The following is a 23,969-nucleotide window of genomic DNA, read 5'->3' on the forward strand; positions in this document are numbered from 1 at the left end:
TTAGCACTAATTTCGTCAGTACTATTTAACCAATTAACCAATTTCACAATGGAAAAACTTAAACTTTTATTATTAGCCTTCTTCTTTGGCTTATCAATTAATACCTGGGCACAAAAAGTAGAAGTGTCTGGTGTAGTATTAGACGAGAAAGGTATTCCTCTACCAGCCGCCAATATACTTGAAAAAGGTACGACTAATACCGTAACAACAGATTTTGATGGAAAATTTAAATTTTTGGCATCAAATAAATATGCAATATTAATTGTCTCTTTTATCGGATTTGAGGATCAGACTTTAAAATTAGACGGATCAAAAACTAATTACTCAATTAAACTACTGCCTAATACAATGAACTTAGAGCAAGTTGTAGTTGTGGGTTATGGCAAAGGATCTCGTAAAAATCTTACTACTGCTGTATCTTCTGTAAAAGCAGATGATTTAAACAATGGTGTAATTGCTGATGTTGGTCAATTATTGCAAGGTAAGGTTGCTGGTTTGAATGTTTCTTCAAGTGGAGATCCAACAAAAGCTGCATCAGTGGTTTTGCGTGGAGCTTCGACATTAAATAGTTCACAAGGTCCTTTTTATGTTGTTGATGGTATTCCAGGAGTTGATATATCTGTTATTGCTCCAGAAGATATTGTTACTATCGATGTATTGAAAGATGCTGCTGCAACAGCTATTTATGGTAACCGTGCAGCAAACGGAGTTATTATGGTTACTACAAAAAGAGGTTCAAAAGAAAATACCCAAATTAGTTATAGCAATTACTTTGGTTTTGAAAAAGTATCTAACCAACTTGATTTGATGAATGCTGATCAGTTAAGATCATTCTTGGAAAAAAACAATATGAGTTTTGCTCCTGAAAACGACAAAGGAGCAGATACTAATTGGCAAGATGCAATTTTAAGACCAGGATATGCTAATTCACAAAGCCATAATCTTTCGATGAGTGGTGGTGGTGAACATGGAAATTATTTTGGAAGTATTAGTTACATTGATAAAGAAGGGGTATTACAAGGAAATAACTTTTCACGTGTAATTGCGCATTTAGCTGTAGAACAGTTAGCTTTTGATGATCACTTAAAAATTGGGGTAAATGTTACAAATTCAAACAGTCTTTACAACAACGTTCCTCAACGTAACGTGGTGCTTCAGCAATCGATTAATCACCTTCCAGTTTCTCCAGTTACAAATCCTGACGGAAGTTATTTCGAAAATTTCAATCAAACGGGATATTTTAACCCAGTGGCAATGATCAATCATGCAGATGACGATACAAAAACAAATAATTTTGTGGGGAGTTTAACGACAGAACTAAAACTTCCTTGGGGATTTACGTATAACTTAAACTTTTCTTACCAACAGTTAAATTCATTACATGGGGAGTATTATGATAGTTATTATCAACAATATAACAGCGGTAACTTTTACACTAACCCAGATCCACCATTGGTAAAAACATTGATGAATTTTGGTGTAAACGGATCTGCATTAAGAAATTCTTACCAAAACACAAATACTATCGTAGAGAGCTTCTTAACTTGGGATAAAACTTTAGGAAATCATAAAATTAAAGCTGTTGGAGGTTATTCATGGCAACAAGATGTTCTAGGTGATGGTTTCCAAGCAACAAACACAAACTTTCCTGTAGATAATATAAGTTATAACAACCTAGCTTTAGGAAATTACGGATCAGTTTCAGGTTATAAAGTTGATTTTGGAGACAGTAGAGCGTATCAGAAAAAACGTTTAATTTCTTATTTCGGACGTTTAAATTACAATTATAAAGATAAATACCTTTTACAAGGATCAATCCGTAAAGATGGAGGATCTGTATTTGGAACAAACAATCAATGGGGATATTTCCCTTCAGTAGGTGGTGCTTGGAGAATTGATAAAGAAGGTTTTATGACTGACCAGAAAATTTTTACCGACTTAAAACTTCGTGCAAGCTGGGGTAAAACAGGAAACTCTTCTGGCTTCAATGCTTATACTGCACAATTTATTTCAGGAAGTCTTGGAACATTCTATTATAATGGACAACAAGTTGGAGCTTATGGTCCAGTTCAGGCAGCAAATCCTGATTTGAACTGGGAAGTAACAACAACTGGGAATATTGGTGTTGATTTTACAGTATTAAAAGGAATCTTATCTGGATCTGTAGATGTATATAACAAGAAAACTAGTGGAATGATCTACAGTTATTCTGTAAATCCAGTACTTGTACCAGTAGGATCAATTGTGGCTAATGGTGGTGATATGACCAACAAAGGGGTAGAAATTGCTCTTAATAGTACACCAATTAAAACTAAAAACTTTAGCTGGAGCACAAGTTTGAATTATTCGAATAACAAAAACGAAATTACCAAACTGACAAATCCATATTTCATTGGAGGAGATTCTATCCGTAGAGTACAACCTGATGGAGGTGGACAAACTGGAAGTACGTTACAAATTTTAAAAGAAGGAAAACCACTAGGACAATTCTTTACACTTCAATATGCAGGTAAAAATGATCAAGGTGTTTCTCAATATGTTGCTAAAGATGGTAGCTTGACAACAAATCCTCAAATTGGCGTTGATTACCATTATGCTGGTAGTGCACAACCAAAATTCTTAATGGGATGGAATAATAATTTCACTTACAAAAAATTTGATTTGAATATCTTTTTCCGCGGAGTATTTGGCAATAAAATATTTAATGCAACTCGTGCAGATTTATTCAGGCCTAGTACAGCGATGTCCAGTAATATTCTCGTAGATGCCGGAAATGAATCGCCAAACGATCTTAATGCTTACAAATATTCAACGCGTTTTATAGAAGATGGCAGTTATATTCGATTAGACAATATGACATTAGGATATGACTTTGGATCGGTTGGTAAATACATTAAAAAGCTTCGTATTTATGAGACAGTAAATAATCTATTTGTGATTACTAAATATACGGGAATTGACCCTGAAGTTGAACAAGGTGGAACAGCACCTGGTGTTGATTCAAATAACTTTTATCCTAAAACCAGAACTTTCTTGTTTGGTCTGAACGTGATATTCTAAAAAATTAAATTGTAAATGCTATGAAAAAAATATTCAAATATATAGGACTTCCAGTACTTGCTGCTGGGTTGTTATGGGCTTGCGATGATCTTGAGGTGCCAATTACAACACAACTTACACCAGATGTATTTCCACAGAATTCAACACAATTTATTCAAGCTTCTGGTGCAGTATATACGGCCTTTCGTGGTGATTTTGCATTTTCTTGGTGGTGGTCACAATCACTAACTACTGATGAAGCTATTTTGCCAGCGCGTGGAGGAAACTGGTTTGATAATAGAGGTTATGCTTGTCAGCATTATCATGATTGGACAGCAGACAATGGAGTTGGTCCATGGGATTGGGCAGAAAAAGTTATTGGAACCAGCAATCAGACCATCTCAATTTTGAATACAACTATGCCTGCTGGAGCAGAAAAATCAACAATGATTGCTGAATTAAAAACAATGCGTGCCATTTCTTATTTTATGATGATGGATTCTTATGGAGGTGTGCCGCTTGATACAGTATATGGAGATTTTAGTTCTAAACCGAGATCAAGCCGAGTAGAAGTTTTCAATTTCATAGAAAAAGAGTTGAAAAATGCACTTCCTAATTTAAATCCTGCATCTGGAATCACAACTTATGGTCGACCAAATAAACAAACGGCCAATGCTATGCTTGCCAAATTATACTTAAATGCTGAGGTTTATACAGGAACACAGCGTAATGATGATTGTATTGCGGCTTGTGATGAAGTAATTAATTCAGGTTTATATCTAATTGAACCTAGAAGCACTTACCTTCAAATGTTTTATCCAAATAATGGTCCAGCGATGAAAGAATTCATTTTTGCTGTTCCTTATGATCCTTCTGCTATAGCGGTAGGCTACAATGGGCAAATGTATCATGCACGTTATGATGTGCCTCGTTCTGAAAGAGCAAAGTTTGGTCTTCCGTTTACACCTAGTGCACCTAGAAGTACTTTGCCATCATTCTATGCTTATTTTAATGATGCTAATGATATTCGTAACAAACAATGGCTAACTGGATTGCAATACATGAATGATGGTGTTACTCCTGTAACGGTTACTACAACTAAAAAAGGATACGATCAATTCTATACTGGTTCAGATGGTGGAGCAACTTATACTTATCAGGTAAACTTAACACCAGACATTGTACTTCGTCAGAACCCAGCTTTATTTGACTGCGGAAATGATGAAATTGCTTGGAATATGGGATACAGAAACATAAAATTCTATCCTGATGCAACATCAACAAGCCGTAACCAAAATAATGACGTACCTTTTTTACGTTATTCGGATGTTCTTTTAATGAAAGCAGAAGCTATCCTACGTGGAGGAAACGCAACTTTAGGACAAACTGCTGTTTCATTGGTTAATATGGTTCGTTCAAATCGTACAACATCTGCAGCATGGACGGGAGTGACATTAGAAGAACTTTACCAAGAAAGATGTCGCGAATTTGCTTGGGAAGCATGGCACAGAAATGATATGATTCGTTTTGGTAAATACGAAGGACAATGGGGATTCAAAACAAATGCAGATACATATCGCCGTATTTTCCCAGTTCCAACTTATGCTAGAGCGCTAAACCCTGCTTTAGATCAAAATCCTGGTTATTAAGATTAAAATTTAATTAGAACGCAAATTGTAATTTAATTTGATTTTATAAAAGGAGAGGAAGAGCAATATTTCTTCTCCTTTTTCCCTCAAAAGAAAACTGATTTTTTCAGTTGCTCGTGAAAATCAGTTCAGTTTTATTTTTTGTTGAATGAAGACAAAGCTTAATCGAATGCCGATTTGTAAGCCAATGAAAGATTAAGCTTTGTAACATTCATTCTTATTATTTTTTGAGAATAGACAATTCTCACGGAAACCTTTTGCCTAATATTTTCGATTTAGAAATAAATCAATTCAAGCGCAATCCTGTAAAAACCAATATTGCCCATCAATAAACAGATAAATGGAACTAAAGAAAATCTATAAAATAGGACGTATAGGAATAAGTTTAACCCTTATTTTTTTAGTGTCATGCAACGCCCAGAAAACAGTTTCATTAAAAGAGAAACAAGTTTCAGATAAGGTATATCCGTTGTTGGACACCGAAAATTCAAGATGGTTTTATTTTTCATCTGCTAGCCGTCCATTTGGCATGGTAAACTTAAATCCCGATACAGAAATTAAAGGCGATTGGGGAGGTGGTTATAAATATACTACAGATACAGTTAAAGGTTTTAGCCACGTTCACGAATGGCAAATGTCAGGAGTCTCTGTAATGCCAGTAACAATTTCAACTGAAAACAGATCCAATATTTTTAAAGACTTTTATTCAAAATTCAGCCATCAGAACGAAATAATTACACCAGGATATCATTCCATAAAATTAGACAGATATCAAATAAAAGCAGAATTAACCAGTACGCTAAGAGTTGGTTTTCACAAATATACCTTTCCTGCAAAGGTACAAAAAGCAGTTCTTTTTAATCTAAATACCATTTTAGGACCTTGCGAAAATACTAATGGGAAATTAGAAAAAAACAATGATTATGAACTATCAGGATCTTTGGTTTTAAGCACCAATTTCAGACGTCCAAAACCGTTGACAGTATTTTTTAAAGTTAAAACAAAACAACCGATTACGTCGATAGAAAGTGATGTTGTAACTCGAAATTATTTGATTAATTTTAATGAAAAATCAACAGAAGTATTAATGAAAGTAGGAATTTCTTATACTTCAATTGAAAACGCAAACAATAATATTGAAACCGAATTGCCACATTGGGATTTTAATAAAACAGTTAAAGATTCTAGAAAAGAGTGGAGCAATTTATTAGGAAGAATAAAAATAGAAGGAGGAAGCGAAACAGATCAAAGAAGATTTTACACTGATTTATGGCATGCGCTGCAAGGAAGAAAAATGATTAGCGATGCAAACGGTTCGTATCCTGATAACACGGGAGACACATTTAGAGTAGGACATTTACCTCTAAATCTCGATGGAAAACCAAAATTCAATCATTATAATTCAGATGCATTTTGGGGAGCGCAATGGACAATAAATAATCTTTGGGGATTGGTTTATCCTGAAATTATGGAAGAATTTGTCTATTCGTTAATGCAATACTATAAAGATGGAGGAATTATTCCTCGCGGACCTTCAGGCGGAAATGATACTTATGTGATGACAGGGGCTTCAGCAACGCCATTTATTGTTAGTGCTATTCAGAAAGGAATTGTAAAAGATGATTTAGAAGCTATTTATATTGCACTCAAAAAAAATCATATGCCTGGCGGAATTATGGAAAAAGCCGGTTATGAGCATAATACAAATATTGGCGGAGGATTAAAATATTATTTAGAAAAAGGATATGTGCCTTATCCGCTTCCAGAAGGCAATTTCGGAAGTCATGAAGATGGAGCAAGCCAGACTTTAGAGTATGCATATCAAGATTGGACTTTGGCACAATTGGCAAAAAAACTCGATCATAAAGAAGATTACGATTATTTCATCAAAAGATCAAAAAACTATAAAAACGTTTTTGATCAATCAATTGGATGGATGTGTCCAAAAAATGTACAAGGAAAATGGAGAGAAAACTATGATCCTTATCAATATGAAAATGGCTTTATAGAATCAAACGGAGCGCAATCAACATGGTTTGTTCCGCATGATATTGAAGGTTTAGCGAATTTAATGGGCGGAAAGCAAAAAGCAGTAGAAAAATTAAATGCTCAATTTGAAACGGCTAAAAAACAAAATTATACTTCTGGTACATCTCACGATGCGGAATTGCATCCAGAATTTAGCCGAATTCCAATTAATTTTGGAAATCAGCCCTCTATGCAAACCTCAAATATTTTTACCTTGCTAGGAAGACCAGATTTAACGCAGTATTGGACTAGAAATGTAGTAAAAACCACTTTTAGCGGATTATCGCCTGCAACAGGTTATAATGGAGATGAAGACCAAGGATTAATGGGAAGTTTGAATGTTCTGCTTAAAATTGGTTTATTTCAAATGAATGGAGGAACAGATAAAGACGCCGTTTATCAAATGGGAAGCCCAATATTTAATAAAATTTCGATTGCTCTAAATCCGAAATATTATTCAGGTAAAACATTTGTGATTAAAGCCAATAATAATAGTTCTGAAAATATATATATAAAAGATATCAAATTCAATCAGAAAGCAGTTTCAAATTTCAGTCTTTCACATCAGGAAATTACCAGTGGAGGCGAATTGATTTTACAAATGTCAAATCAGCCAAATCCTTAAAAACATTAATATAACGTTGGTTTAAACCCCTATTAACGCATAAAAATATAGAATTATAGTTATTTGAGAAATATTAAAAATAATTATACATGCCAACAAAAAACAAAGAAATAACCACAATGAAAATATCATCAAAGTTTATCTTTCTTTTAGGAATATCATTTCTTATTACAATTACAAGCAACGCCCAGAAAACAGTTCACCAATACGTTGATCCAATGATCGGTTCAGAAGGAGTGGGCAGGGTTTTTATTGGGCCTTCGTGTCCATACGGAATGGTAAAACCAAGTCCTGATTGCACTTCGAGTCCAAACAGCGGATGGCTTCCAATGCCTAAAGAGGTAACGGGTTTCAGCCAAGTGCACGTCAGCGGAACAGGTGGAGGCCCAAAATACGGCAATATTCAGATCATGCCGTTTTCTGGAGCTTTAGATAAAATGGATCAGACTTCTTTCAGAGCGGAGGAAAATGTAAAACTGGGTTATTATGAAACCGTTTTCAAAGAAAATAATATTAAAACGGAAATCACTACAGGAGAGAAAGTTTCATTTTATCGTATAACGTATCCAAAAAATGCATCGAAAGAATTAAAAATTGATCCAGGATTTTTCTTAGGAGAAGAAAAAATTCCAGATGCCAGAGAAGCACAGCAGTTTGTGGGTTCTCAAATCGAAATAGTTTCAGATACCGAAGTAAGAGGCTACAGCAGAATAAGAGGCGGCTGGAATAACGGGCGTGCTTATACAGTTTATTTCTGGGCAGTTTTTGACCAGCCAATTGCAAAATTTGTCACTTTTAAAGATGGAAAGTTTTATAACAATCAAAAAGCACAGTTTGATTCAGGCAAAAAAACAGCGGCACTTCTTTCTTTCGGAAATGGGAAAGAAGAATTAAATGTCAAAATCGGAATTTCTTTTTTAAGCGAATTGAAAGCAAAAAATAATATAGAAGTCGAAATTCCGCATTGGGATTTTAATAAAGTTTTATCCACTTTAGAAAACAAATGGGAAAATTTATTAAGCCGAATTCAGTTATCTCAAGATACTTCCGAAGAGTACAGAAAAATGTTTTATACAGGTTTATATCATACCATGATTATGCCAGTTGACCGCACAGGAGAAAATCCGTTATGGACAAATGATGAACCGTATTATGATGATTTTTATACAATTTGGGATACATTCAGAACTTCAAGTCCATTAATAACACTTATTGATTCTAAACGAAAAGTAGATATCATCAATGCAATGCTGAATATTTATAAACGCGAAGGCTATTTGCCGGAAGGAAGAAGTGGCAATGATAACGGAAGAACCCAAGGCGGTTCCAATGCTGAGGTTGTGATTGCTGATGCATTTGTAAAAAACTTAAAAGGAATAGATTATGAACTCGCACTTCAAGCTATGCTTAAAGATGCTACAGTGCCTCCAGGAGGAAATGAAGAAAGAGAAGGACGTGGCGGACTTTTAGATTACCTGAAATTAGGCTATGTTCCTTACGGCACAGACCGTGCAGGAAACCGAACAATTGACTACTCTTACAACGATTATAATATTGCAACTGTAGCTAAAGGATTAGGTAAAATGGAGCTTTATAACCACTATATAAAACAGGCAGATAGCTGGCAGAATTTATGGCGATCTGATTATGAGAACAACGGAGCAAAAGGATTTATCATGCCAAAAGATAAAGATGGAAACTGGCTTGATGATGTTGTTTTTGGCGAATCGAAAATTCAGAAACCAACTTTTAAATATACACCTGTTATTATAGAATCGCCGTGGTATGTTTGCCATTGGTGCGTGTTTTTCTACGAAGGAACTTCATGGGAATATTCGTTTAGTCTTCCGCATGATATTCCAGAATTAGTTCGTAAATCAGGAGGAGAAAAAGCATTTGAAAAGCGATTAGATATTTTCTTTGATAATGATTTATTTAATGTGGCCAATGAACCATCATTTCTAACGCCTTGTTTGTATCACTGGATTGGAAAACCGTATTTGAGCAGTGATCGAATTAGAACGATTATCAAAAATAATTTCAACACTTCAAGAGAAGGACTTCCAGGTAACGATGATTCTGGAGCAATGTCTTCGTGGCTGGCATTCCACATGATGGGATTGTACCCAAATGCAGGACAACCTTATTACTTGATTAATACGCCTTTGATAACAGAAACTGTCATGAAATTAGAAAATGGCAAGAGTTTTAAAATCTCGGCTAAAAAAATGAGTGATAAAAACAGATACATCAAAACCGCTTTGCTAAACGGAAAGCCTTATAATAAAGCTTGGATTACACATGATGATATTAATAATGGAGGAGAATTAGTTTTAGAAATGGATTCAAAACCTTCGGCTTGGGGAACAACAATTTTACCGCCAGCAAAATAAATAAAACGATAAGCAAGATGAAAAATATATTTTTAATGATTATTTTCTGTACCGTTTATCAAAAAGGAACAGCACAGAATTATATTCCAACCTTAAAAAATAATACGCAACTGCATTATGTTTGTAAATTGCACGGACAAACCAGAACTTTGCAGCTTACGGCTGAAACCTCAAAAGAGGAGTTGGCTTTTAAACTGGAAACAAGAGGCGTAAAAAGTAAAATAGTAATGCTTTCTGAAGCAGTAAAAAACGGAAATGCCTTAAGTTTTAACCAAGGTGAATATGGGCCAGTTTTAAACTTAAAACCGAATGAGACTTTTTTTATGATTTCGCAGTCAGCTTATCAGAATTTAATCAAAAACAATTCTTTTGTGTATAACAACACGACCTATATTCTCGACAAAAGCGAAGATAAAAACGGAGTTTCTATTGATGGAAAATTAATCGAGGCATTGCATGTAAAAGCGCAGATTGACGAAACCGAAATGTGGATTGTGAAAAATCCTGAGTTTCCTTTAATCTGTAAAGTAATCAAGAATCCGTTAGGGATTAATCCAACTTTAGTGAAAGTGGTAGATTAATAAAAATGTTTATTTTAAACATATAGAAACATAGGTTTAAGAATTTAAAAAGAGTTTTAAAAAAACTAGTTTTCACACATAGCTATCTATGTGCATTCATGTGAGTGAAACGCCTTTTAACAAGCTTCAATTTCTATGTTTCTATGTGTTTCAAATTAAATAACAGGCCTGCCAAGTTTTTAATCCCGAGGCTTCGGGACTGTAAGGTCTCTATTGTAATATCAAATAATAAAATGTCATTCAAAAATATCTTTTGCTCATTGATTGTTTTAGTTCTGATTTCCTGCAAAACAGAACAGCATGCTCATGAGAAAAAGATTCAAATTGCTTTTATAGCCGATGCCCATTTACAGGATATTTTCGCAAAATTTGAAGACAATGATTATCAGGGAATAAAAAATCCAGTTACGGGCGAATATGCCAATATTCGAACAATGAATTCCCAGCTGCATTCTACCAGAATTTTCAATGAAAATTATTTTGCCTTTTTACAAGCTTTAAATGATATTGTAAAAAGAGGCATTAAAGAAGTCGTTCTTCCAGGCGATTTTAGCGATGATGGACAGCCTGTTCATGTTCGCGGATTAAGAAAAATTCTCGATGAATATTCTCAAAAACATGGTATTTCCTTTTTTATAACGACAGGAAATCATGATGTTGTAAGACCGTTTTCGCAAGATGCTGTAAAAACTGATTTTTTAGGAAAAGATGGAAAAGAACAAATTATCAGCAGTTCTACATCTAATTTCAATAAAAATAAAATAGAACTTGAACCCATTATAACTGCCGATATAAAAAATTGGGGTTATCAAGAAACCATTCAAGAAATGCGTGATTTTGGTTTTTTTCCAAAAAAGACTGATCTGTATTGGGAAACACCATTTTCTGACTACACTTATGAGCAATATAATTTCGAAAAAGCTCAAAAAGAATCAGTTTTAGAAAAAAGAACGTATTCAATTAAAAATACCAATTTATTTCTTCCGGATGCAAGTTATTTAGTTGAGCCAATAAAAGGCATTTGGCTTTTGGCTATTGATGCCAATGCTTATGTTCCAAACGAGAAATTATCAGGATTGCCTAATAATCCGAATGATTTTTCTGGTGCGAATACGGGATACAATAACGTTCTAATTTATAAAAGCCATTTGATCAATTGGGTGAAAAAAGTTTCCGCAGAAGCGAAACAAAAAGGTAAAATTCTGATCGCTTTTAGTCATTATCCAATGGTAGAATTTAACAATAATGCTTCTCCTGAATTGAAAGAACTTTTTGGCGCTAACAAAATGCAATTGCAAAGAGTTCCGAGCGAAGAAGTCGCCCAACAATTTGCCGATGCCGGAATTCAGGTTCATTTTGGAGGACATATGCACATTAATGATACAGGCGTTCGAACAACAGCAAAAGGGAATACACTTTTTAATATTCAGACGCCATCTCTTGCGGCTTATATGCCCGCTTACAAAATATTGACCATTCATTCTAATTCAGAACTTGAAGTAGAAACGATTGTAGTGGGTAAAGTGGCTAAATTCAATAGTCTATTCCCTTTTTATGAAGAAGAATATGCTCATTTAAAAGATATTAAAAGTGCTTCTATTTGGGATAAAGAAATACTTGAGGCAAAAGATTATACAGCATTTACAAACTGGCATTTAAAAGAATTAGTTCGTTTAAGATTCTTGCCTGAAGATTTTCCAGCCGATTTCTTAAAGTCGATCGAGAAACTTTCTGGCAAAGAGTTACTGGAAACAAATAAAAATGAAAATGAAAAAGAAGTCGCTAAAGATTTGAAAAATAGTTCTCTAACTCTTTCAGATTTTGAATCTTGGACAGGATTCGATATGATTTTCGATTTTTATCGTTTAAAGAACGCTGATGAATTGGCTATTCCAGAAATTGGAAATAAAAGATTAACGCAATACGAATTGATATGCAGGCAGTTAAAAAAGTCAAATGATCCAAAAATGGTTTTGTGGGCAGAAATATTTCTTAAAACCATGAATGGCGAGCCTTCCGATCATTTTAAAATTGATTTGAAAAATAACAAAATTGATAATTTATCTGTTAAATAATTTTGATATTTATTAAATCAAAAAGATTAAATTGCATATATAATTTATTTTCATGAGACAAAAATCCTTTATACTATTCTTGTTATTTGCCGTTTTTTATCATTCTTATTCACAGAATATAAAATTCGCGCATTATAATGATAATAACGGACTGTCTCATAATTCAGTACGTCATATTGTACAGGATAAAAAAGGATTTATGTGGTTTGGAACTTTCTCTGGATTAAATCGTTTTGACGGTTATCAGTTCAAAAATTACATGAGTTCTACGCCTGGGAAAAACAAATTATACAATGACGATATTACGGCTTTAGAGCTTGATGAAGATTCTAATCATTTATGGATTGGTACCCGAAAAGGACTGACTCTTTTCAAAATGGATACGCATGTTTTTACTACTTTTTTTAATAAAAAGGACGATGCAAATAGCCTTCCAGATGATGAAGTTAGAGCTGTTTATGTAGATAAATTCAAAAGAGTTTGGGTAGGGACAAAAACAAAAGGAATGTATATGTTCTTTTTGAAAGAAAACCGATTTGAGAAAATTCCGTTAAAGGGTTTTGACTATGTCAAAGAAATATTTGAAGATAAAAAAGGAAATATTTGGATTGGGAGTTACGAAAAGTCATCGGTTGCAAAAATAACAATGGATGCAAAGGGAGCGATCGTAAAAATTAACTATTACACGCTCTCTGTACCCTTTTCTAATATCAAAAATCCATACATCAATTTTATTTATGAAGATGCGAAATCGGACATTTTTATTGGGACTCGTGAAGGTTTGTATAAATTGGATAGAACAAGTAATGAGTTTGTTAATTTATATATCGACAACAAACAAGTTAGAGGTGCTTTAGGCCCTTATTTTCTTTCAGTTGCAAAAGCTCCAGACGGCAAATATTGGGTTGGAACTTTGGGCGGATTGCTGGTTTGCGATCAGCTAGAAGACATTCAGAAAGGAAATTACAAATGGTATTATTCTATTCTTTCAGATGATACTTCGCTTGTCGACAATTTAATTTCAGCACTTTATTTCGATAAATCTGGTGTCTTGTGGATTGGAACTGAAGATGGTTTGGATAAATATGATCCTTATGAAAATCAGTTTACTTTAAACAAAGATATTTCGCGTTCAATTGGCAATCAGGCACCACGAATAAGAGGTTTTGCCAAAACGTATGACGAGAAAGTAATTGTGGCAACTTATCATAGCGGACTTTTTATTTCTAACATAAAGGGTTCAACGCCTTTGCACAATGTTGGAAAAGACATTGCAAGTATATATTCTGATGATGGAAAGATTTTTTACTGCGGTCTTTGGGATGGAAACATTTTGGTTTACAATTATTTAAATAATTCTTCTAGAGAAATTCATTCAGGATTTGAGAAATCTCCTGTTTTTGCTTTTAGAAAAATTACAGATGATAAAATGATCGTTGGTTCGTTTGGAGAAGGAGCTGTAATTCTAAATACAAAAACGCTACAAGTAGAAACCTCGAGTAAACTTTTGCCTGATTTTCAAATTAATGCCATTGAAAGAGACGCCAAAAATAATGTTTGGTTTGCCACAGAAACGGGCGTTGTAAAATACAATATCAATTCAGGAAAAATTGAGACTTATTCGTCACTTTTTATAAAAGAAAAAGGCGTGCCTCACGATGAAAATGTGAGTGACGTTTTAGTCGATGTAAAAGAAAAAATATGGGCTTCAACCCGTTTTGGGCTGTGTTTGTACAATCCGAAAAAGAACGAATTTGAGCCTGTAAAAAATATAAAAGAACTTTCTGGAAAATGGATCACTGATATCTTATCAGATGCTAATGGAAATTTATGGCTGAATATCAACAACAATAATATCGCTTTCGTCAAATCGAATTTGAAGGATATTAGCATTTATCACGTAAATAGTGGTAACCGACTAGACGTTTTTAGCTCAAGCGGATTCTTTTATTTTAATAATTCTAATATTTTTCTAGGCGGTAAAAACGGAATTATTTCTTTTTCTCCACCCGGAATGAAGAGAAATAATTGGTCGCCATTACCAGTGATTTCAGAATTTAAAATCCAGAATGAAGAGGTGTTTCCTGAAATGGAAATTAATGGAGAAATTCCGCTTTCAAAAGATTTGAATTATGGAAATGAAATTGAATTAAGTTATAAAAACCGAAATTTTTCTCTTCAGTTTTCTGCTCCTTCATTCGCAAACGAAAAACTGAACAAGTTTCAATATATGCTGGAAGGCTTTGATAAACATTGGATTACAGCCAGTAGTACTTCTAGAAGTGTTCAATATACCAACCTTTATCCAGGAAATTATACTTTTAAAATTAGGTCAAGTAATAGTGATGGATATTGGAGCAAAACGGTTTCTTATAAAATAAAAATTCTTCCTCCATTTTGGCTGACACCAACTTCGTTTTTAATGTTTTTCGCAATTCTATTTGGTGTTTTCTATTTCATCAGAAAGGAAATCAAAAACCGAATTCGCTTAAAGCAAGAATTGCTTACAGAGAAAGTAAATAGAGAACACGATGTGAAATTGAATAATGAGAAATTACGTTTTTTCACTAATATTTCGCATGAATTAAGAACGCCTTTAACGCTAATTTTAGGTCCGGCAAAACAACTTTTGGATGAAAATAGCAACGCAACAGATTACGAAAAAAGCCGATATAATTTAATTTATCAGAATGCAAGCCGATTATTGAATTTAGTAAATCAAGTATTGGATTTTAGAAAAGCACAATCGGGCGAACTAAAACTGAAAGTTACTCAGACAAATATTCTAGCGTATTCAAAAAACATTTTCGATTCGTTTAAGGAAATGGCTTATAACAAGAAAATTAAGCTCAATTTTATTTCTGAAGACGATGAAATAAACGGCTGGTTGGACAATGATAAGTATGATAAAATCTTGTATAATCTCTTGTCGAATGCCTTGAAGTTTACCAATAAAAACGGAAATGTCGATTTGTATATAAGACTAAAAGATACGGTTGAAGATATTTTGGTAATTGAAGTAACGGATGATGGAATTGGTATTCCTGTAAAAAGTCAGGATAAAATCTTCAAACGTTTTTATCAGGCGACCAATAGCAAAGCCAATAATACTGGATCGGGAATTGGTTTATCTTTAGTAAAATCTTTAGTAGCGATTCATAAAGGAGCTATTTCTGTAGAAAGTATGCCAGGAAAAGGAAGTACTTTTAGAGTTGAACTTCCTATTGATCGAGCCTCTTATGAAAGTAAAGAGGTGTTTGAATATGCTATTAAAAATGACAATTTGAGTATGCTTATTCCTGAAAAAGCAGCTAAGAAAATCATACAGAACACCGACTTAAAAGAGAAAATTTTGGTAATTGAAGATAACAGTGAACTTAGAAAATATCTGGTTGATTATTTATCTGATTATTATAAGGTTTATGACGCAGAAAATGGTGAAGAAGGCCTGAGAATCTGCAGACAAATTAAACCAATTGTATGTGTTACGGATGTTATGATGCCTGTTATGGACGGATTAGAATTCTGCCGAGAGCTTAAAAATGATGAATTCATCAGTCATATTCCAGTTGTAATGCTTACGGCGCTTTCTGAAAATATGGATAAGGTAAAAGGTTATGACACAGGTGCAGATGGTTATTTGGTAAAACCTTTTGAGCCGTTATTGCTTAAAACGGTTATCGAAAATATGATCAAATCGAGATTAGAACTCAAACAAAAATTCTCTGGCGAAGTAGAAAGCAAAGTAAGTATGCTGACACATTCTCCTATTGATGAGGAATTTATGGAAAAAGTGACTAATCTTATCAATGATAATTTAAGCGAAGTCGATCTTTCGACTGATTTTCTGTGTGATAAATTAGGCGTAAGTTCTTCGAAATTATACAGAAAAATTAAAGAATTAACCGATTTGGCTCCAAATGAATTTATTAGAACGATTCGTTTGAAAAAATCGGCTGAATTACTGAAAACGAAAAAGTATAATGTTTCGGAAGTAACAAATTTGGTTGGGTTTAATGATCCACTGTATTTTAGTCGTTGTTTTAAGAAGCAGTTTGGTTTTCCTCCAAGTAAAATTATTAATTAGAAACATATTTCTAATACTATTAATCTTTGTCAAAGTTTAAAACTTTGACAAAGATTTTTTGCTTCTTGTTTGTCATTTCGACGTAAGGAGAAATCACACAAGAAATTCCGTAAAGTTAATATCCAATCTTTGTAGATTCCCGAGTGTGATTTCTCCCTTCGGGCGAAATGATAAAAAAAGCAATTAAAGATGTAAAAATCCTACAAAAATCAAAATTATCCATGTTTTTGATGTATTAATCCATTTTGAAAGGAATATGTAATTCTATTTTTGTCTTGTAACTTTTAACTATTTAACATTATGAAAAAGCATATAGACACAGACAATCCGTTGAAAAATTTAGATGAGTGGGAAGATGATTTGTTGATGCGATATCCTGATCCTTCTGAAGAAAATGAAAGCGTAAAAGAAAAGCAGAAAGAAGAATTCAGAAACTATGTCGATTCAGAAAGAGTAGAAACAGTTAAGGAGTTTTATAGAATAAACCACACCTATCAAACTTATGATTTTGTATGCAGTAAAGAACAAGAATTTCTGCAGTTTAATAGAAAAGAAATGTCAATCTGGGAAGCTGTTGATTTTTTGAATACACTTGTAGACGACAGCGACCCAGATATTGACTTAGATCAAACCCAACATCTTTTACAAACTTCAGAAGCCATTCGTGCCGATGGTCATCCAGATTGGTTTGTGCTTACGGGTTTCATCCATGATTTGGGTAAAGTTTTATGTTTGTTTGGAGAACCGCAGTGGGCAGTGGTTGGAGATACATTTCCTGTTGGATGCGCCTATTCGGATAAAATTGTTTATTCAGAATTTTTTAAAGAAAATCCAGATTTTACAGACGAAAGATTCAATACAAAATTTGGCGTTTACACAGAAAACTGCGGATTGAATAAGGTAAAAATGAGCTGGGGTCACGATGAATATTTGTACCAGATTATGAAAGATTATCTTCCAGATCCAGCTTTATACATGATTCGTTACCATTCATTTTATTCTCAGCATAAAGAAAATGCATACGCACATTTAATGAATGAAAAAGACATCGAAATGTTTGACTGGGTTAGAAAATTCAATCCGTACGATTTGTATACAAAAGCTCCAGTTAAACCAGATGTAAAAGCATTGCTTCCTTATTACAAAGAATTAGTTGCTAAATATTTGCCAGAAAAATTGAAGTTTTAAAAAGGTTATATACACACATAGAAACATAGATTTTTTTGAGCGCAAAAAGATTTATTAAAAGAAACTAGTTTATAACACATAGCTATGTGTTTTTCTAATAAGTGAAACGCCTTTTGAGATAAAGAGAAACTATGTTTCTATGTGTTAAAAAAAAATTGACTGCCAGCTATCTAAAACCAAAATAATGCATAAAATCAAAACCAAAATACTTTTATTCAGCCTGATTGTACTTTGTTGTACTGTTTCGGCTCAGGAAAAGGATCGTAACGATTGGGAAAACCCTGAAGTATTCCAAATTAACAGAGAACCCGCAAGAGCAGCTTTTCTTCCTTATGCAGATGAAACTTCTGCCATAATTGATAAATATGAAAACTCACCTTGGTATTTTTCTTTAAATGGAAAATGGAAATTTGCTTGGTCGCCAACACCAGATGAGCGCCCGAAAGATTTTTACAAAACGGATTTCAGTACTTTACATTGGAAGGAACTTCAAGTGCCATCAAATTGGGAACTAAACGGATATGGTGTGCCAATTTATACGAACATAACTTATCCTTTTGAGAAAAATCCGCCTTTCATTAATCATTGGGATAATCCGGTTGGTTCTTATAAAAGAGATTTTGTGCTGCCAGAAAACTGGAAAGACCGACATGTTTTTCTTCATTTCGAAGCAGGAACTGCAGCCATGTATATTTGGGTAAATGGAGAAAAAGTGGGTTATACTGAAAACACGAAAAGCCCTGCAGAATTTGATATTTCGAAATATTTAAAACCTGGAAAAAATGATTTGGCAATAGAAGTTTACAGATGGAGCGATGGTTCGTATCTGGAAGATCAGGATATGTGGAGACTTTCTGGAATTGACCGAAATGTGTATTTGTATAGTACAGACAATATTCGTATTTCAGACTTTTTTGCAAAACCAGATTTAGATGCCAAATATAAAAACGGAAGTTTAAATGTTGATGTGAGTTTGAAAAATCTGACTTCGACTTCTGTCAACAATCAAAAACTAGTTGCAAAATTAGTTGATGCTTCTGGAAAAAACGTTTTTAACAAAGAGTTTGACATCAATTTTGAGGCTTCAAAAATTCAGACTCTTAATTTTTCTCAAAACGTTTCAAGTCCGAAATTATGGAGCAGTGAAACACCAAATTTATACACTCTCCTTTTGACTTTAAAGAATCAAAAAGGAGAAATTGTAGAGACGGTTTCAACACAAATCGGATTTAGAAAAGTAGAATTAAAAGGCGGACAATTATTGGTAAACGGAGTACGATTAATGGTTCATGGCGTTAATATTCATGAACATAATCCCGAAACGGGACATTATCAAGACGAAGCGACGATGATGAAAGACATCAAAATGATGAAACAACTGAATATTAATTCGGTTCGTTGCAGTCATTATCCGAACAATATTCTGTGGGTCAAATTATGTAACAAGTACGGTTTGTTTTTGGTAGACGAAGCCAATATAGAAAGTCATGGAATGGGAGTAGAGGGACAGCCTTTAAAATGGATGAATCCAAAAACGAATCCAGGTTATCTTCCAGAATGGAGAGAAGCGCATCTGGACAGAATCTATAGTCTTGTTGAAAGAGATAAAAATATGCCATCTGTAATTATTTGGTCATTAGGCAATGAAAGTGCTAATGGACCTGTATTTCATGAAGCCTATAAATGGATCAAGAAAAGAGATAATTCCCGTTTGGTTCAGTTCGAACAAGCAAAAGAAAACGAAAACACAGATATCGTTTGTCCGATGTATCCAACGATAGAATACATGAAAGAATATGCAGCAAGAAAAGAAGTTTCACGCCCGTATATCATGTGTGAGTATTCGCATGCAATGGGAAACAGTAGCGGAAATTTTCAGGAATATTGGGATATTATCCGCGGAAGCAAAAATATGCAAGGAGGTTTCATTTGGGATTGGGTAGATCAGGGTTATAAAAGAAAAGATGAAGCTGGCCGAGAATACTGGGCTTACGGCGGAGATATGGGAAGCCAGAATTATTTAAATGATGAAAACTTCTGTCACAACGGTTTAGTTTATGCTGATAGAACGCCACATCCTGGAGCTTTTGAAGTAAAGAAAGTTTATCAGAATATCTTATTTAAAGCCGTGGATATTAAAAATGGTGTAATCGAAATTAATAACGATTTTGGATTTACAAATTTGAATAAATACGGTTTTAGATATGAAGTTTTAGAAAATGGAAAAATAATTAAAGAAGGGACTTTTAATGTTGCGTTAGATCCGAAAACAAAAAAGCAGTTTAAAATTGATTTGCCAAAATTAGAGTCAAAAGAAGGAACAGAGTATTTATTGAATGTTTTTGCTTATACCAAAACTGGTTCAGAAATACTGCCTCAGAACTTTGAAATTGCTAAAGAACAATTTATAATCGAAGACGGGAAATATTTCGAAAAATCTGAAAAAGTAAATTCTGCAAAAGTTCAGGATGAGAGAGATCAATTTGTATTAACATCGGATAATGTTACAGTTAAAATCAGTAAAACGACTGGATTAATTTCAGACTACAGCTTAAAAGGAGAAGAATATTTTAAACAATATCCTGAACCTAATTTCTGGAGAGCTCCAACGGATAATGATATTGGAAATAAAATGCAGATCAGAACGAATGTTTGGAGAACAGCTGGAAAAAACACCACTTTAGAAAGCATTCAGCAGATTGAAGAAAACGGCAAGAAATACATCGTTGCAAAATTAAAATTAAATGATGTTGCTTCTGATTATACCATCAAATATGCATTAGAAAATGATGATGCTTTAGAGATTCAAGCTTCTTATAAAAAAGGAAATAATCCGCTGCCAGAACTGCCACGTTTTGGAATGATTTTCACTTTAAAAAATGAATTAGAAAATCTCGATTATTACGGAAGAGGACCATTAGAAAACTATCCAGATAGAAAAACTTCTTCATTTAAAGGAATTTATACTAGTAAAGTTGCAGACCAGTATGTGCCTTATACACGCCCACAAGAAAATGGATACAAGACAGATATACGCTGGTTTAAATTATCAAGCAATAAAGGAAATGGCTTGGAAATAAAAGGTCTGCAACCTTTAGGTATTAGTACTTTGAATAATTATCCAAGTGATTTTGACGGAGGAATTTCTAAAAAGAATATTCATTCCAGTGACATTACTCCAAGAAATGAAGTTGTTGTTTGTGTCGATTTGACTCAACGCGGTGTAGGAGGTGACAACAGCTGGGGTGCACCGCCACACGAACAATATACTTTAACCCAAAGCGAATATAGCTACGGATTTGTTATTAAACCAATTTTTTGACAGTGATCAGTGTTCAGGTTTTTAGTGTTCAGTTTNNACTAAACTGAACACTAAAAACTAAAAACTGACCACTGACCACTACATATAAACTAACTACTGACCACTGAATACTAAAATAAAATGAGTAACTCTACAAATGGAAGATTAATTTCTTTAGATGCACTGCGTGGATTTGTAATGTTTTGGATTATGAGTGGCGAACATATTGTTCATGCTCTTGCCAAAGCAGCTCCAATTCCTGTTTTTATCTGGATGTCATCACAATTGCATCATGCAGAATGGAATGGAATTACCTTCTATGATATGATTTTTCCAATATTTTTATTTGTCGCTGGCGTTTCGATGCCTTATTCTTTTGAAAAAAAAATACAGATGGCTGGCGTAAAATCTCCGAAAGATTTACCTGCAGCCGAAAAGCGAAAAATATATTTATCAATGCTAAGAAGAACCTGTATTTTATTGGTTCTAGGTTTTGTTGTGAATGGATTATTACGATTTGACGGCTTTGATCAGACACGTTTTGCAAGTGTTCTGGGAAGAATTGGACTAGCTTGGTTTTTTGCTGGAATTATTTATTTGAATTTTGATTTTAAAAAACAGCTGATTTGGTTTTTTAGTATTCTGATTGGTTATTACGCAGCAATGAAATGGATTCCGGTACCAGATTTTGGAGCAGGAGTTTTAACCAAAGAGGGTTCATTAGAAGGTTATATTGATCGTCTTTTCTTGCCAGGAAGATTGCATAGTACAGTTTATGATCCAGAAGGAATATTTTCGACTCTTCCTGCTATTGGAACCGCTTTATTAGGCGTTTTTATCGGAACGTTTTTAAAAGCAAAATGTCCATTTTCGATAAAGGTAAAAATGCTTTTAATGGCTTTAACAGCTGTAGTTTTGATTATTATAGGCTTGATTTGGGATATTAGTTTTCCAATAAACAAACATTTATGGACGAGTTCTTTTGTATGTTTTGTTGGCGGATTCAGTATTTTGTTTTTTGTCCTTTTTTATGTGATAATCGATTTATTTGGTTTTCAAAAATGGGCATTTCCTTTAATTTTGATTGGTTCAAATTCTATTCTAATTTACATTGCTGCCGAAGGTTTAGTTGATTTTAAACACACGGCAAATTATGTTTTTGGTGGACTTATAAATTTCTTGCCACTTATTTGGCAACCTGTTTTCGCCACTTTATCCGTCACGACGGTACAACTTATTTTACTTTACTTTCTATATAAGAGAAAATGGTTTTTAAAAATTTAGAATTTAAATTTTAAAATACATTTTACTATCTAACCACACAATAACCACAAAATTATGAATGTATTACAAACCGCAGACTACATTGTTTTCTTTATTTACTTTATCATAGTGACCACCTATGGAATGTATATTTATAGAAGCAAAAAAACTGCCGCAACAAGTTCAAATGAATATTTTTTAGCTGAAGGATCGCTTACTTGGTGGGCAATTGGAGCTTCTTTGATTGCTTCTAATATTTCAGCAGAGCACTTTATAGGAATGAGCGGTTCTGGTTTTGCAATCGGACTCGCAATTGCTTCTTACGAATGGATGTCGGCAGCGACTTTAATTATCGTGGCAATGTTTATTCTGCCAATTTATTTGAAGAATAAGATATTTACCATGCCACAGTTTTTAGCTAAAAGATATAGCGGTACAGTAAGCGCAATTATGGCAATTATCTGGCTGTTAATCTATGTGTTTGTTAATCTTACTTCAATTATTTATTTAGGTGCTTTAGCTATTTCATCTATAGCTCCTGTAAGTTTTCAGTTTTGTGTCATCGGTTTGAGTTTGTTCTCTGTGATTGTGACTTTGGGCGGAATGAAAGTAATTGGATACACAGATATGTTTCAAGTTATCGTTTTAATTTTAGGTGGATTAGTAACAACTTATTTAGCCTTGACACTACTTTCGGATCAGTTTGGTTTTGGAAAAGATATACTAAAAGGACTTGCTGTAATTGCTAAAGAAGCACCAGATCATTTACACATGATATTAGACGAATCCAATCCGCATTATAATGAATTGCCTGGAATGTCGGTGTTAGTTGGAGGAATGTTAATTAATAATCTAGCATATTGGGGATGTAATCAATATATCGTTCAAAGAGCGTTAGGAGCCGATTTGAAAACGGCGCGTAAAGGAATTTTATTTGCTGCTTTTCTAAAATTATTAGTTCCTGTTATTGCTGTTTTGCCTGGAATCGCCATGTTTGTAATGCATGAAAACGGAATGTTTCAGCAGGAAATGGTAGATGCTGCAGGAGTTTTAAAGCCAGACCACGCTTACCCCACTTTAATGAATTTACTTCCAGCAGGACTAAAAGGTGTGGCGTTAGCAGCTTTAACTGCAGCAATTGTGGCTTCTTTGGCAGGAAAGGCTAACAGTATTTCGACTATTTTTTCGTTAGATATTTATAAAAAATATTTCAATTCTCAAGCATCAGAAAAAAAACTGGTTCGTACAGGAAGATGGTGTGTTGTGGTTTGTATGATTATTGCGGCTTTTGTGGCTCCTGCATTAAAATCATTAGATCAGGCATATCAATTTATACAAGAATACGTTGGATTCTTTTCACCTGGAGTTTTAGCGATTTTCTTGTTAGGAATGTTCTGGAAAAAAACAACTCCAACTGCTGGATTGGCTGGAGCATTGCTTACTGTGCCAATTGCAGCAATTTTAAAATTCCTGCCAATGTGGACCGAAGGCGCTTTTCCAGATTATCCTTTCTTAGATAGAATGACTATCGTTTTCTTCATCATTGTATTTATAATGGCTGGAATTAGTATAGCAAAACCAGTTTCTGAAATAGAATCTAAAATGCATGAAATTGAAGTTGATAAATCGATGTTTAAAGTGTCTTCGGAATTTATTATAGGTTCTTTTATTATAAGCGGAATATTAGTGGCTTTGTACACTGTTTTCTGGTAGTTTTTGTTTTACCGCAAAGACACAAAG

11 protein-coding genes are annotated in these 23,969 nt (G+C 33.8%); all 11 read left to right on the forward strand.

The genetic code is table 11. From position 1 onward, the window contains the following. The first annotated feature begins 48 nt into the window (after positions 1 to 48). The gene (locus OD917_RS21525) at positions 49 to 3,060 is read left to right on the forward strand and encodes a SusC/RagA family TonB-linked outer membrane protein (protein WP_263525439.1); all 3,012 of its coding nucleotides are present in this window, start codon (positions 49 to 51) and stop codon (positions 3,058 to 3,060) included. A 20-nt stretch (positions 3,061 to 3,080) separates the two neighbouring features. Beyond that, positions 3,081 to 4,688, forward strand: coding sequence for a RagB/SusD family nutrient uptake outer membrane protein (locus OD917_RS21530; protein ID WP_263525440.1), 1,608 nt, complete (start codon positions 3,081 to 3,083; stop codon positions 4,686 to 4,688). Positions 4,689 to 5,028: 340 nt separating this feature from the next. Next, positions 5,029 to 7,341 carry a GH92 family glycosyl hydrolase gene (locus OD917_RS21535; protein WP_263525441.1) on the forward strand — a complete coding sequence of 771 codons (2,313 nt, stop codon included), beginning with the start codon at positions 5,029 to 5,031 and terminating at the stop codon, positions 7,339 to 7,341. A gap of 89 nt (positions 7,342 to 7,430) precedes the next feature. Beyond that, a complete protein-coding gene (locus tag OD917_RS21540) occupies positions 7,431 to 9,734 on the forward strand; it encodes a GH92 family glycosyl hydrolase (protein ID WP_263525442.1) in 2,304 nt (767 codons plus the stop codon). 17 nt (positions 9,735 to 9,751) lie between these two features. Then, positions 9,752 to 10,315 carry a hypothetical protein gene (locus tag OD917_RS21545; RefSeq protein ID WP_263525443.1) on the forward strand — a complete coding sequence of 188 codons (564 nt, stop codon included), beginning with the start codon at positions 9,752 to 9,754 and terminating at the stop codon, positions 10,313 to 10,315. Between the two features lie 233 nt (positions 10,316 to 10,548). After that, a complete protein-coding gene (locus tag OD917_RS21550) occupies positions 10,549 to 12,390 on the forward strand; it encodes a metallophosphoesterase (protein WP_411970408.1) in 1,842 nt (613 codons plus the stop codon). Positions 12,391 to 12,442: 52 nt separating this feature from the next. Then, complete coding sequence (locus OD917_RS21555) at positions 12,443 to 16,477, forward strand: two-component regulator propeller domain-containing protein (protein ID WP_263525445.1); 4,035 nt, start codon at positions 12,443 to 12,445, stop codon at positions 16,475 to 16,477. A 300-nt stretch (positions 16,478 to 16,777) separates the two neighbouring features. Further along, positions 16,778 to 17,665, forward strand: a complete 888-nt coding sequence (locus tag OD917_RS21560; protein ID WP_263525446.1) for an inositol oxygenase — start codon at positions 16,778 to 16,780, stop codon at positions 17,663 to 17,665. Positions 17,666 to 17,849: 184 nt separating this feature from the next. Then, positions 17,850 to 20,987, forward strand: coding sequence for a glycoside hydrolase family 2 TIM barrel-domain containing protein (locus OD917_RS21565; protein WP_263525447.1), 3,138 nt, complete (start codon positions 17,850 to 17,852; stop codon positions 20,985 to 20,987). A 120-nt stretch (positions 20,988 to 21,107) separates the two neighbouring features. Beyond that, positions 21,108 to 22,250, forward strand: a complete 1,143-nt coding sequence (locus OD917_RS21570; RefSeq protein WP_263525448.1) for an acyltransferase family protein — start codon at positions 21,108 to 21,110, stop codon at positions 22,248 to 22,250. Positions 22,251 to 22,304: 54 nt separating this feature from the next. Next, positions 22,305 to 23,942 carry a sodium:solute symporter family transporter gene (locus tag OD917_RS21575; protein WP_263525449.1) on the forward strand — a complete coding sequence of 546 codons (1,638 nt, stop codon included), beginning with the start codon at positions 22,305 to 22,307 and terminating at the stop codon, positions 23,940 to 23,942. The last annotated feature ends 27 nt before the right edge of the window (positions 23,943 to 23,969 follow it).

Source organism: Flavobacterium sp. SH_e, assembly GCF_025717045.1.
Classification (GTDB): domain Bacteria; phylum Bacteroidota; class Bacteroidia; order Flavobacteriales; family Flavobacteriaceae; genus Flavobacterium.

Coding starts and splice junctions, on each gene's coding strand:
- OD917_RS21540 (WP_263525442.1), top strand. CDS start 7,431: ATGCCAACAAAAAACAAAGAAATAACCACAATGAAAATATCATCAAAG.
- OD917_RS21550 (WP_411970408.1), top strand. CDS start 10,549: ATGTCATTCAAAAATATCTTTTGCTCATTGATTGTTTTAGTTCTGATT.
- OD917_RS21575 (WP_263525449.1), top strand. CDS start 22,305: ATGAATGTATTACAAACCGCAGACTACATTGTTTTCTTTATTTACTTT.
- OD917_RS21535 (WP_263525441.1), top strand. CDS start 5,029: ATGGAACTAAAGAAAATCTATAAAATAGGACGTATAGGAATAAGTTTA.
- OD917_RS21565 (WP_263525447.1), top strand. CDS start 17,850: ATGCATAAAATCAAAACCAAAATACTTTTATTCAGCCTGATTGTACTT.
- OD917_RS21555 (WP_263525445.1), top strand. CDS start 12,443: ATGAGACAAAAATCCTTTATACTATTCTTGTTATTTGCCGTTTTTTAT.
- OD917_RS21570 (WP_263525448.1), top strand. CDS start 21,108: ATGAGTAACTCTACAAATGGAAGATTAATTTCTTTAGATGCACTGCGT.
- OD917_RS21560 (WP_263525446.1), top strand. CDS start 16,778: ATGAAAAAGCATATAGACACAGACAATCCGTTGAAAAATTTAGATGAG.
- OD917_RS21530 (WP_263525440.1), top strand. CDS start 3,081: ATGAAAAAAATATTCAAATATATAGGACTTCCAGTACTTGCTGCTGGG.
- OD917_RS21545 (WP_263525443.1), top strand. CDS start 9,752: ATGAAAAATATATTTTTAATGATTATTTTCTGTACCGTTTATCAAAAA.
- OD917_RS21525 (WP_263525439.1), top strand. CDS start 49: ATGGAAAAACTTAAACTTTTATTATTAGCCTTCTTCTTTGGCTTATCA.